Source organism: Bacillus sp. FSL K6-0972, from assembly GCF_037976035.1.
Lineage (GTDB): Bacteria > Bacillota > Bacilli > Bacillales > Bacillaceae > Bacillus > Bacillus haynesii.
Window position 1 is genome coordinate 1,728,958 of record NZ_CP150260.1, and the last position, 12,558, is coordinate 1,741,515.

Here is a 12,558-nt window from a genome sequence, read left to right on the forward strand (position 1 = left end):
AACAGTGTGATGGAGGGCTTCTAGATTGGCAGTAAAACCGATCGTAACGTATCCGGCGGAGGTTCTTGAAACCCCTGCCGAACCCGTTGCGTCTTTTGATAAATCATTAAAGAAATTACTCGATAATATGTATGATACGATGCTTGAGCTGGACGGAGTCGGACTGGCTGCCCCGCAAATCGGCGTTTCTAAAAGAGCGGCAGTCGTCGATATCGGCGATGACACGGGAAGAATTGAACTGGTCAACCCGGAGGTCATCGAAGAGAGCGGTGAACAAACGGGTCCTGAAGGCTGTTTGAGCTTTCCCGATCTATACGGTGAAGTGAAGCGTTCGGATTATGTAAAGGTCAAGGCGTTCGACCGCCGCGGGAAACCGTTTACGATTGAAGCTGAGGGCTTTTTGGCGCGGGCGCTGCTGCACGAAATCGACCACTTGGACGGTATTTTATTCACATCAAAAGTAACGCGCTATTATGATGCGGAAGAACTTGAGGAAATGGAAGGATGATAGGATGACAAGGATCGTTTTTATGGGAACGCCGGATTTTTCCGTCCCGGTGCTCAGCACATTGATTGATGACGGCTATGAGGTGGTGGGTGTCGTCACCCAGCCTGACCGCCCGAAAGGCAGAAAAAAGGTGATGACTCCGCCGCCTGTCAAGGAGGAAGCGCTGCGCCGCGGCATTCCCGTGCTCCAGCCTGAGAAAGTGAGGGAAGAAGCGGAAACGGACAAGATTTTGGCGCTTGAACCCGATCTAATTGTAACGGCGGCATTCGGACAGATCCTGCCGAAAAAGCTCCTCGATTATCCGAAATACGGCTGTATCAATGTCCATGCCTCTCTTCTGCCGGAGCTTCGCGGAGGAGCCCCGATCCATTACGCCATTCTGGAAGGCAAAGAGAAAACGGGCGTGACGATCATGTACATGGTCGAAAAATTGGATGCAGGCGATATGCTCGCCAAAGTTGAAGTTGACATCGAAGAAACCGATAATGTCGGCACGCTCCATGATAAGCTGAGCAAGGCCGGAGCGGCGCTTCTTTCCGAAACGGTTCCGAAAGTCATTGACGGTTCGGTAATCCCGGAAAAACAGGATGAACGGGAAGCGACATACGCGCCGAACATTAAGCGTGAACAGGAACTAATCGACTGGTCGAAGCCCGGCGAAGTCCTGTACAACCAAGTCAGGGGCTTGAATCCTTGGCCTGTCGCATACACTGTTTTAAGCGGCCAGACGCTAAAAGTATGGGCTGCGAAAAAATGCGAAACCTTAAAACAGGCAGAGCCGGGAGAGATCGTCAGCGTTGATAAAGACGGCATTGTTGTCGCTACCGGAAATGACACCGCGTTAAAATTAACGGAAGTGCAGCCTGCCGGCAAAAAAAGAATGAAGGCTGAAGATTTTGTCAGGGGATCGGGTCTTCAAGCCGGAATGAAATTGGGTCATGACGATGAAAAATAATGTGAGAGAAGTCGCGCTTGATGCACTGGTTAAGCTTGACCAGAATCAGGCATACAGCAATCTTTTGCTTCAGTCTGTCATGAAAGCGAACGATTTAAGCGACAAAGACAGAGGCCTTTTGACAGAACTCGTTTACGGCACCCTTCAGAACAAGCTGGCGCTAGATTATATGCTGAAGCCGTTTATTAAAAAACCGGAAAAGGTGAAAAACTGGGTCATTCATCTGTTGAGAATGTCGCTGTACCAGATGGAATACCTAGAGAAAATCCCTGACCGGGCCGCTCTTTTTGAAGCTGTTGAAATTGCTAAAAAACGCGGGCATAAAGGAATTTCTTCATTTGTTAACGGAGTTCTGCGCTCCGTTCAAAGGGAAGGCGTACCTTCTTTTGCCGATATTGCCGACCCCATTGAACGCCTAGCAGTTGAGACAAGCCATCCGGAATGGCTTGTCAGAGAATGGACGGATGCCTACGGGTTCGAAGCGGCAGAACAAATCTGCCGGATTCATATGATCCCGCCGAAGCAGACGATCCGCGTCAACAGGCTGAAACACGACCGGGATACGCTTCTTTCCCACCTGAATGAAGCTGGGATTGAGGCGGAAGAAGGCGACTTGTCCCAAGACGCTGTCAAACTGCTAAAAGGAACGATTGCGTCCACTTCTTTTTTCAAAGAAGGCGAAGTCACCATACAAGATGAAAGCTCGATGCTGGTAGCGAGAGCCCTCGGTCCTGAACGGGGAGAAACGGTGCTGGATGCATGCGCAGCTCCGGGAGGAAAATCCACTCATATCGGCGAACTGCTCGAAGATACGGGAAAGGTCGTCTCCCTGGACCTTCATCAGCATAAAGTAAAGCTGATCAAAGAAGCGGCAGGACGGATCGGACTTTCCAACATTGAAGCAAGGGCGCTGGATGCCAGAAAAGCCGGCGAAGCCTTCGAGCTGGAGCAGTTTGACCGGATTCTCGTCGATGCCCCGTGCTCGGGCTTCGGTGTCATCCGCAGAAAACCGGATCTCAAATACAGCAAAACGCCCGAAGACAGCGCGCGTCTCGCCGGGATTCAGCTTGCGATTTTAAACGAGATCGCACCTTTATTGAAAACAGGCGGGACATTGGTCTACAGCACATGCACAATGGACCCGACCGAAAATGAACAAGTCATGCATGCTTTTTTGGAAGAACACGACGAATTTGAAGCGGACCCCACCCTCGCCGAGCGGCTGCCCGAAAAAGCGGCGCCGTATGTCAAGGATGGAAGCATTCAAATCCTTCCCCACTACTTTGGAACGGACGGCTTCTTTATTTGCAGCATGAGAAAGAAGGGATCACAATAATGGAATCGAAACAAAAAGTGAGAAAAGAATTGCGGGCAGAAAGACCGTCCATCTATTCTTTTGAAATAGAAGAACTGAAAAGCTGGCTTTCGGAAAACGGCGAAAAGCCTTTCCGCGCCGCGCAAATATTCGAATGGCTTTACGAAAAAAGAGTCACGTCATTTGAAAAGATGACAAACCTTTCAAAAGAGCTGCGGACAAAGCTGAACGAGCATTTCGTATTAACGACGCTGAAAACGGCCGTCAAGCAGACTTCACAAGATGGAACGATGAAGTTTTTATTCGAGCTTCATGACGGCTATACAATCGAAACCGTATTAATGCGGCACGAATATGGCAATTCTGTTTGTGTAACGACACAGGTGGGCTGCCGGATCGGCTGTACATTTTGCGCGTCGACCCTCGGCGGCTTAAAGCGGAACCTGGAAGCCGGAGAGATTGTCGCCCAGGTTGTCAAAGTGCAGCAGGCGCTTGATGAAACAGATGAACGCGTCAGCTCAATCGTCATTATGGGAATCGGCGAGCCGTTCGATAATTTTCAAGAAATGCTTGCGTTCCTGAAAATCGTCAACCATGATAAAGGGCTGAATATCGGAGCGCGCCATATTACCGTATCAACGAGCGGAATCATTCCGAAAATCTATGAGTTTGCAGACGAAAAGCTGCAGATCAACTTTGCGATTTCTCTGCACGCGCCGAACACTGAGATCAGAAGCCGGCTGATGCCGATCAACAGAGCCTACAAGCTGCCGGATCTGATGAAAGCTGTCGATTACTACATTAAGAAAACCGGCAGAAGGGTTACGTTTGAATACGGGCTTTTCGGCGGTGTCAACGATCAGGTTGAACACGCGGAAGAGCTGGCTGAATTGCTAAAAGGAATCAAATGCCACGTCAACTTGATTCCGGTCAACTATGTACCTGAACGAGACTATGTCAGAACACCGAAAGAACAGATTTTCGCCTTTGAAAAAACATTAAAGTCTCATGGAGTAAATGTCACGATCAGAAGAGAGCAAGGCCATGATATTGACGCTGCCTGCGGACAGCTTCGTGCAAAGGAGCGCCAGGAAGAGACGAGGTGAATCAAGGTTGAAAACAGCCTTAAAAACGGACAGGGGAAAAATACGCCAGCACAATGAAGACGATGCCGGCATTTTTACGGAAAAAAACGGACTGGTTTTAGCTGTTGTCTGCGATGGAATGGGAGGTCATCTGGCCGGCGATGTCGCCAGCAGGATGGCCGTCTCAGCCCTTCGGGATATCTGGGAGGAAACCGAAGAAGTCCCGGCTTCGCCGGCTGAAAGCGAAGCATGGCTGAAAGAGCAGATTTCAGCGATCAATCAAAAACTTTTCGACCATTCGAGGGCGCATGAAGAGTGCCAGGGAATGGGGACAACGGTCGTCTGCGCTTTATACACGGGAAAAACGCTGACGGTCGCCCATATCGGAGACAGCCGCTGCTATCTCCTGCAAGGCGGCAATTTCATACAACTGACGGAAGATCACTCGCTTGTCAATGAACTCGTGCGGACAGGGGGGATTTCGAAGGAGGATGCCGAACACCATCCGCGGAAAAACGTGCTGACAAAAGCGCTCGGCACAGATCCGGAAGTGAAGGTTGAAGCCCATACTTTTGAAATCGAACCGGGCGATCAAGTTCTACTATGCTCTGACGGGCTCACGAATAAAGTGGAAGATGAGACACTGAAGGAGATGCTCACGGCTCTTTCTTCTGCGGAGGAAAAAGCGGAACAGCTCGTTCAGCTGGCCAATGACAACGGCGGCGAAGACAATATCACCGTCGCGCTATTGGAACTTCCTTCTCAAATTGAAGAAGGTGAAGACAAGTGTTAATCGGCAGACGGATCAGCGGACGTTACGAAATCCTGCGCGCCATCGGCGGCGGGGGGATGGCGAACGTTTATTTAGCGCTGGACATCATCCTTGACCGTGAAGTCGCAATTAAAGTGCTGCGGTTTGACTTCGTTCACGATGCCGATTTTATCAGGCGGTTCAGAAGGGAAGCGCAGTCCGCTGCAAGCCTCGACCACCCGAATATCGTCAGCATTTATGATGTCGGAGAAGAAGATGACATCTATTATATCGTGATGGAGTACGTCGAGGGGATGACCCTGAAAGAATACATAAACCGAACAGGCCCACTTCATCCGAAAGAAGCGGTCCAAATTATGGAGCAGATTGTATCCGCCATCGCACATGCCCATGATAACCAGATTGTCCACCGGGATATTAAGCCCCACAACATTTTAATCGATCATATGGGCCACATTAAAGTGACCGATTTCGGCATCGCCATGGCACTCAGCTCGACGACCATCACGCACACCAACTCGGTTTTGGGCTCTGTCCATTATTTGTCGCCTGAACAGGCGAGAGGCGGATTGTCTACGAAAAAATCCGATATCTACTCGCTCGGCATCGTGCTTTTTGAGCTGCTGACGGCGCGAACGCCGTTTGAAGGAGAATCAGCGGTCAGCATCGCGCTGAAGCATCTCCAATCAGAAACGCCGTCGGTAAAAAGGTGGAATCCGGCCGTGCCGCAAAGCATAGAAAACGTCGTCCTGAAAGCGATGGCAAAAGATCCATTCCACCGCTATGAAGCGGCCGAAGAGATGGAAAACGATTTGAAAACGGCTTTCGACCCGGACAGGCTCAACGAAAAGCGATTCACGATTGAATCCGATGATGAGATGACGAAAGCTGTTCCGATCATCAAGAACCTGCCGGAAGATGAGAGCAGCCCGCAATCCGGCGACGGACAAGAGGAAGCGGCTCCATTGTCAAAAAAAGAAAAGAAGAAGCAGGCAAAAGCAAACAAGAAGAAAAAAAGAAAGAAATGGCCGCTTATATTGCTGACGGTGTTTTTCGTTCTCGCTGTGTCAGCCGTCTTGGCCTTGACGGTGTTTCCATCGCTCTTTATTCCAAAAGACGTTGCCGTTCCCGACGTTGCCGGCCTTGAGTATGAAGAAGCCGTCATCAAGCTTGAAGACGAAGGGTTTGAAGTGGATCCGAATGCTGAAGACATTGCCGACGATAAAATTGAAGAAGGGCTGATCGTGAAAACGGACCCTGCAGCCGGCGATATCGTAAAGGAAGGCTCAACTGTCAAGCTTTATAAAAGCTCAGGCAAAGAGAAAACAGAAGTGGATGATGTGGTCGGCCAGAAAGTCGACGCCGCCAAGAAGCATCTCGAGCAAAAAGGCTTTAAAAACATCAAAACAGAAGAAGTGCACCATGAAGAAGAAGCGGGCACCGTCATCGAACAGGACCCTGCAGCCGGAACCGAAATCGTTGCCGCCGACGACGAGATCAAATTAACGGTCAGCCTCGGTCCGGAAGCCATTACTTTGAGGGATTTAAAAACATACAGCAAACAGGCGGCTTCGGGCTATTTGGATGACCATCAGCTTGTCCTAGTCGAAAAGGAGGCGCATTCCGAAGACGTGCCGGAAGGTCAGGTCATCAAACAAAAGCCTGAGGCGGGGGCATCCGTTAAGCCGGGAGACAAAGTCGAGGTCACGTTTTCACTCGGACCTGAAAAAAAGCCCGTCAAAACGGTGACCGAGAAAATTGATATCCCTTATGAACCGGGAGCGGAGGGCGAAGAACAAAACGTCCAAATTTCGATCGATGATGAAGAACACAGCATTTCCGACGTCTACGAAAATTTTAAAATCACGGCGCCGGCGGAGCGGACGATCAAATTCAGGATTGCGCCCGGCCAAAAAGGGTATTATCAAGTAACGATCAACGATAAAGTGGTCAGGTCAAAAACGATTGAATATCCTGAGGATGAATAAGGGAGGTGCGATATGCCTGAGGGCAAAATCATTAAAGCATTAAGCGGATTTTACTATGTATTAGATGGCGATCAGGTCATTCAGTGCAGGGGAAGAGGGGTTTTTAGAAAAAATAAAGTAACCCCTCTCGTCGGCGACGATGTCGTCTACCAGGCCGATAACGATAAGGAAGGCTACATTCTCGAAATTAAAGACAGATTCAATGAATTGGTCAGACCTCCGATCAGCAACGTGGATCAGGCGGTTCTCGTGTTTTCGGCAAAGGAGCCGACATTCAGCACGTCGCTATTGGATCGTTTTTTAGTGCTGGTTGAAGCGGCGGATATTAGTCCGATCATATGCATCACGAAAATGGATCTCGTGGATGATGACGCGCTGAAAGAGCGGATTCACCAATATGCCGAAGACTACCGGAACATCGGGTACAGCGTCTATTTGACATCGATGGAAAACGGAAGCGGCATCGAAGACATCATCCCCCATTTTCAAGATAAAATCACTGTATTCGCCGGCCAGTCCGGCGTGGGCAAATCTTCGCTTTTAAATGCGATCAGCCCTGACCTTGAACTGAAAACCGCCGGGATTTCCACCCACTTGGGAAGGGGAAAGCATACAACTCGCCATGTGGAGCTGATCGATATAAACGGCGGGCTCGTCGCGGACACCCCGGGCTTCAGCTCGCTTGAGTTTGCCGGTATTGAAGCTGAAGATTTAGGGTCTACATTTTTGGAAATCGGTGAAAAAAGTGCCGAATGCAAGTTCCGTGGGTGCCTGCATATGAAAGAGCCGAACTGCGCGGTCAAACGCGCCGTGGAAAACGGTGAAATCGCCCAGTATCGCTACGACCATTATGTTGAATTTTTAACAGAGATCAAAGATAGAAAGCCGAGGTATTAAGATATGGTATATGTTGCTCCTTCGATTCTTTCAGCTGATTTTGCCCGTCTAGGGGAAGAAATTCGAGATGTGGAACAAGGCGGCGCCGATTTCATCCACATCGATGTGATGGACGGCCATTTCGTTCCCAACCTGACCATCGGGCCGCTTGTAGTGGAAGCCGTCCGCCCGATCACTGAACTTCCGCTCGACGTTCATTTAATGATCGAAGCGCCTGACCGCTATATACCTGCTTTTGCAAAAGCGGGCGCCGATATTTTGTCCGTCCATGTTGAAGCGTGCCCGCACCTTCACAGGACGATCCAGCTCATTAAAGAACAAGGGGTCAAAGCGGGTGTCGTCTTGAATCCGCATACCCCTGTGCAGCAGATCCAGCATGTGCTTGAAGACCTTGATCTCGTATTATTGATGACGGTGAATCCGGGCTTCGGCGGACAGTCGTTTATTTCCTCAGTCCTGCCGAAAATCAGGCAGGTCAAGGAGATGGCTGAGCAAAAAGGACTTGACGACCTGCTGATTGAAGTGGACGGGGGCGTCAACAAAAATACGGCAAGACAGTGTATCGAAGCGGGAGCGAACCTGCTTGTTGCAGGATCTGCCGTTTATAACGAAAAAGACCGCAAAAAAGCCATTTTCGATATAAAAGGTGCGCTTGGGTAGGTTTACCGATGAAAGAGAGCCGGCTTTCTGCAGCTGCGCTCTTTTTTTAGGGCGTTCACAGAAAGGACAATGCGATGAAAACGATCAATATTGTAGCGGGAGGCCCTGATCATCTGATTCCCGACTTGCTGCAGTATCAGGACGGGGATGCGATTTGGGTCGGGGTTGACAGAGGCGCTGTAACCCTTTTGGAAGCGGGGATCGTGCCTGATGAAGCATTCGGGGATTTTGACAGCATCACAGAAGAACAAAAAAAAGCCATTGAAAAGGCTGCTCCTCGCCTCCATATTTATCAGGCGGAAAAAGATCAGACGGATTTGGATCTTGCGTTGAGCTGGGCCGTTGGACAGCGGCCTTCATTCATTAGAATGTTCGGCATTTCGGGAGGCAGAGCAGACCATTTTCTCGGGAATCTGCACCTTCTTTATACCGCAATGAAGCAAAACGTCAAGACCGTCATGATCGACCGTCAAAATACGATCAGCATGCATCCCCCAGGCTCCTACACCGTCATGCATGATCAAACAAAACCGTATATTTCATTCCTGCCGTTTACGGAGACGGTAAAAAACCTTTCTCTCGAAGGATTTAAGTATTCTTTAAATAAGTGTCATATTGCTCTCGGTTCGACACTATGTATTAGTAACGAACTCATCCATTCACAAGGTGCTTTTTCGTTTTCTGAAGGCATATTAATAATGATAAGAAGCACTGATTAAATATCCTGGCGCTTCCGCTCGCTTTGTGTTTGGGATTCGATGTTGAAGGTGGATGCGGTTGCGGACTCTTTGAGGAGGGAAGGGAATGAAATTTTACACCATCAAATTACCGAAGTTTTTAGGGGGAATCGTCCGGGCGATGCTTGGCTCGTTTCGCAAAGACTAAGAAGCGCCGGGTGCGCTTTTTTTGCGGAGCGGGTCAAAGGGCTCTCCCCGGAAAGCAGAGGAACGAAAAAACGCCTGCCTAAAGCGTACAGTCGCTCTTGGCAGGCGTTTATTTTTTCTTATACACGCTCAACTTTTCCAGATTTCAAAGCTCGAGCAGATACATATACTTTTTTAGGCTTGCCGTTCACAAGGATGCGCACTTTTTGAACGTTAGCGCCCCATGTGCGTTTAGAAGCGTTCATCGCGTGAGAACGAGAGTTGCCAGAACGTGATTTTCTGCCTGTAATAACGCATTTACGTGCCATTTGTTTCCCTCCTAACTATCAAAAAAAACATCATCATTCTTTATCAGTTGATCACCTGTGATGCTTCAGATACTTTAATAATTTACCACAGCTAAAAACCGTTTGCAACTATTGATTACTCTGCTTTCAAGAAAAATCCCTTGACATCTTGAAAAAATGAACGCGCTGTAGTATAAGTAGGGTTAGGTTTGGAGAGAAGCCTGCCTGTTCTTTTAAAAAGAAGGTCCTTATAGTAGAATGATGATAACCAGAGGTCAAAAGCGAGACTCGAAAAGGAGGAACCAACGTGTCCATTGAATTCCGAACAAAATACGGACAGATTGATATATCAAACGAAGTGGTCGCCATGGTTGCAGGAGGCGCAGCGATCGACTGCTACGGGATCGTAGGTATGGCATCCAAGAACCAAATTAAAGACGGACTGACTGAAATCCTTAGAAAAGAAAACTTTGCAAGAGGCGTTCTCGTCCGCCAGGAAGAAGATCGTATTCATATTGACATGTACATCATTGTTAGCTACGGAACAAAAATTTCAGAAGTGGCACATAATGTTCAAACAAAAGTCAAATATACGCTCGACCATACAGTGGGTCTTGCAGTAGATTCCGTAAATATTTACGTTCAAGGAGTACGAGTGACGAACCCGTAGTTAGGAGGAAAACAAGAGTGTCTATACGAAATCTGGATGGAAAAGCTTTTGCAGAAATGGTTCTGTACGGCGCACACCATCTGTCTCAAAACGCAAATGTAGTTGATGCGTTAAACGTATTTCCGGTTCCGGACGGAGATACAGGAACGAACATGAATCTGTCGATGACATCCGGTGCAAAAGAAGTGGAGCAAATCGATACCGCCAATATCGGAAAAGTGGCACAAAGCCTGTCAAGGGGGCTTCTGATGGGAGCGCGGGGAAACTCGGGCGTCATTTTATCCCAGCTGTTCAGAGGCTTTGGCAAATCGATTGAACAGAAATCGGAAATTAACGCGAAAGAATTTGCCGCCGCGTTTCAGGCCGGAGTTGACACCGCCTACAAGGCCGTCATGAAACCGGTCGAAGGCACGATCTTGACGGTTGCCAAAGATGCGGCAAAAAAAGCTGTGCTCACCGCTCAAACTGAAACCGATATCATCAAGGTGATGGAAGCCGTCGTGAATGAAGCGGAGGCTTCATTGGAGCGGACGCCTGAGCTGCTTCCGGTTTTAAAGGAAGTCGGTGTCGTCGACAGCGGCGGAAAAGGGCTTCTTTACGTATATGAAGGGTTTCTCGCTTCTTTAAAGGGAGAAAAGCTTTCTGAAAAAGCGGCTGCACTTCCGTCATTGAATGATCTTGTCAGTGCGGAGCACCATAAAAACGCTCAAAGCCACATGAACACAGAAGACATCGAATTCGGCTATTGCACGGAGTTTATGGTGAAGCTCGACAGCGGCAAAAGAAACTTTAATGAAGATACGTTCCGCCAGGATTTAAGCGGCTTCGGTGATTCGCTGCTCGTCGTCTCAGACGAAAATATCGCCAAGGTGCACATCCATGCCGAATATCCAGGGGAAGTCATGACTTATGCGCAAAAATACGGCAGCCTCATCAACATGAAAATCGAAAATATGAGAGAACAGCACACCGCGATTCTCAGTCAGAACAAACAGGAGACAGCTACACCGGCTGAAAAAGCTCCGGCAGAAAAACAGCCGTACGGCATCGTCACAGTTGCTATGGGAGAAGGGATTGCCGAGCTTTTCGAAAGCATCGGCGCCACAAAGGTCATAGAAGGCGGCCAGACGATGAATCCGAGCACGGAAGACATCGTTCAGGCGATCAAAGACGCCAATGCGGACACGGTTGTGATCCTGCCGAATAATTCAAACATTGTGATGGCGGCGAACCAGGCTGCGGATGTTGCCGGACAACATGTGATTGTCATCCCGACGAAGACCGTTCCTCAAGGGATGGCCGCACTGCTCGCATTCAACCCGGCCCTTGGAGCGGACGAAAATGAAGCCGCTATGCTTGATGCAATCGGCGAGGTGAAAAGCGGACAAATCACCTATGCGGTAAGAGACACAAACATTGACGGCATCGATATTAAAAAAGGCGATTTTATGGGCATATTAAACGGAAAAATCGTTGAGACGGCGTCTGACCAGTTAACAGCAGCGAAAAAGCTGATCGCAGGCATGATCGCTGAAGACAGCGAAATCGTCACTGTGATCAAAGGAGAAGACGCGCCGGAAGAAGAGGCCGAAGAACTCGCAGCCTTCATCAGCGAGACGTACGAAGACGTTGAAGTAGAAGTGCACGACGGAAAACAGCCGCTGTATTCCTACATTTTGGCTGTTGAATAAAGGATCAAAGGCAGAAGGGCATGTTGATAAAAGCCCTTCTCTTCTTTTGGCTTTTTTTAAAGCATCAGCCCGCTCGGGCGATTGTCTGCTTGCCAATCGGGGAATGATCGATTAGTCTAAAAAAAACGGCTTTTTTTCCTCCGTATACAGCGGGGGAATCTGTGTGTAAAAGGGGGATAAGGATGAAGTACAGAAGTGTGTTTGATATTATCGGGCCCGTCATGATCGGACCGTCAAGTTCTCATACGGCCGGCGCGGCCAGAATCGGCAGAGTCGCCAGAAGCGTGTTTGGGAGGGAGCCGAAACAAATCATCGTGTCATTGTACGGTTCTTTTGCCGAAACATATAAAGGACATGGAACAGATGTTGCGATCATCGGCGGCCTTTTGGATTTTGATACATTTGATGAAAGAATCAAAGATTCCATCCGCCTAGCCGAAGAAAAGGGAATCGCCATCGAGTTTCGGGAAGAAGAAGCGGTTCCGAAGCATCCCAATACAGCCCGCATCCTCATCTCTGATGATGAAGGCTCCCTTGAACTCGCAGGCATCTCAATCGGCGGGGGGAAAATCGAAATCATTGAGCTGAACGGCTTTGAACTCAGATTATCGGGAAATCACCCCGCTATTTTAGTCGTCCATAACGACCGCTACGGAACGATTGCAGGCGTAGCCAATGTGCTTGCAAAGTTCGCAATCAACATCGGCCATATGGAAGTGGCCCGCAAAGACGTCGGCCAGGAAGCGCTCATGACGATTGAGGTCGATCAAACGATTGATCCGGCTGTTTTTGAAGAATTGAGAGCGCTGCCGAACATCATTGAGGTGACCCAGATCGCTGACTAAA

General features: G+C 49.0%; 14 protein-coding genes. 13 read left to right on the plus strand and 1 reads right to left on the minus strand.

All coding sequences use genetic code 11. The annotated features are described in order from the left end of the window. The first annotated feature begins 25 nt into the window (after positions 1-25). The 10 genes from def to spoVM all read left to right on the plus strand — a co-directional run bounded on the left by def (position 26) and on the right by spoVM (position 9,065). Positions 26-508: a peptide deformylase gene (def, locus tag MKX80_RS08795; RefSeq protein ID WP_009328532.1), complete on the plus strand. Its 483-nt coding sequence runs from the start codon at positions 26-28 to the stop codon at positions 506-508. A 4-nt stretch (positions 509-512) separates the two neighbouring features. Beyond that, positions 513-1,463: a methionyl-tRNA formyltransferase gene (gene fmt, locus MKX80_RS08800; RefSeq protein WP_182070700.1), complete on the plus strand. Its 951-nt coding sequence runs from the start codon at positions 513-515 to the stop codon at positions 1,461-1,463. After that, positions 1,453-2,799 (plus strand): 16S rRNA (cytosine(967)-C(5))-methyltransferase RsmB, encoded by a 1,347-nt coding sequence (rsmB, locus tag MKX80_RS08805; protein ID WP_182070699.1) that lies wholly within the window; start codon positions 1,453-1,455, stop codon positions 2,797-2,799. Before fmt ends, rsmB begins: the two co-directional genes overlap by 11 nt. After that, complete coding sequence (gene rlmN / locus MKX80_RS08810; protein ID WP_154997852.1) at positions 2,796-3,884, plus strand: 23S rRNA (adenine(2503)-C(2))-methyltransferase RlmN; 1,089 nt, start codon at positions 2,796-2,798, stop codon at positions 3,882-3,884. Before rsmB ends, rlmN begins: the two co-directional genes overlap by 4 nt. A 7-nt stretch (positions 3,885-3,891) precedes the next feature. Continuing rightward, the gene (locus tag MKX80_RS08815; RefSeq protein WP_154997725.1) at positions 3,892-4,656 is read left to right on the plus strand and encodes a Stp1/IreP family PP2C-type Ser/Thr phosphatase; all 765 of its coding nucleotides are present in this window, start codon (positions 3,892-3,894) and stop codon (positions 4,654-4,656) included. Further along, positions 4,650-6,623, plus strand: coding sequence for a Stk1 family PASTA domain-containing Ser/Thr kinase (pknB, locus tag MKX80_RS08820; RefSeq protein ID WP_154997723.1), 1,974 nt, complete (start codon positions 4,650-4,652; stop codon positions 6,621-6,623). The genes MKX80_RS08815 and pknB overlap by 7 nt, the downstream gene beginning before the upstream one ends. Before the next feature lie 12 nt (positions 6,624-6,635). Beyond that, a complete protein-coding gene (gene rsgA / locus MKX80_RS08825) occupies positions 6,636-7,520 on the plus strand; it encodes a ribosome small subunit-dependent GTPase A (protein ID WP_154997721.1) in 885 nt (294 codons plus the stop codon). Positions 7,521-7,523: 3 nt separating this feature from the next. Next, entirely contained in the window at positions 7,524-8,180 is a 657-nt protein-coding gene (gene rpe, locus MKX80_RS08830) for a ribulose-phosphate 3-epimerase (protein WP_268325745.1), read from the plus strand. 74 nt (positions 8,181-8,254) lie between these two features. Further along, positions 8,255-8,899, plus strand: a complete 645-nt coding sequence (locus tag MKX80_RS08835) for a thiamine diphosphokinase (protein WP_154997717.1) — start codon at positions 8,255-8,257, stop codon at positions 8,897-8,899. Positions 8,900-8,984: 85 nt separating this feature from the next. Beyond that, positions 8,985-9,065, plus strand: a complete 81-nt coding sequence (spoVM, locus tag MKX80_RS08840) for a stage V sporulation protein SpoVM (RefSeq protein WP_003221545.1) — start codon at positions 8,985-8,987, stop codon at positions 9,063-9,065. A gap of 118 nt (positions 9,066-9,183) precedes the next feature. Here the strand turns inward: spoVM and rpmB are convergent, their stop codons facing one another. After that, the gene (gene rpmB, locus MKX80_RS08845; RefSeq protein ID WP_003181685.1) at positions 9,184-9,372 is read right to left on the minus strand and encodes a 50S ribosomal protein L28; all 189 of its coding nucleotides are present in this window, start codon (positions 9,370-9,372) and stop codon (positions 9,184-9,186) included. Between the two features lie 286 nt (positions 9,373-9,658). On the opposite strand from rpmB, the gene MKX80_RS08850 reads away from it, so the two are divergent. From MKX80_RS08850 to sdaAB, 3 genes are all read left to right on the plus strand, one after another. Beyond that, positions 9,659-10,021, plus strand: coding sequence for an Asp23/Gls24 family envelope stress response protein (locus MKX80_RS08850; RefSeq protein ID WP_154997715.1), 363 nt, complete (start codon positions 9,659-9,661; stop codon positions 10,019-10,021). 17 nt (positions 10,022-10,038) lie between these two features. Next, on the plus strand, positions 10,039-11,712 hold the full coding sequence (locus tag MKX80_RS08855; RefSeq protein WP_268332838.1) for a DAK2 domain-containing protein: 1,674 nt from the start codon (positions 10,039-10,041) through the stop codon (positions 11,710-11,712). Positions 11,713-11,894: 182 nt separating this feature from the next. Next, positions 11,895-12,557: an L-serine ammonia-lyase, iron-sulfur-dependent subunit beta gene (sdaAB, locus tag MKX80_RS08860; protein ID WP_154997711.1), complete on the plus strand. Its 663-nt coding sequence runs from the start codon at positions 11,895-11,897 to the stop codon at positions 12,555-12,557. The last annotated feature ends 1 nt before the right edge of the window (position 12,558 follow it).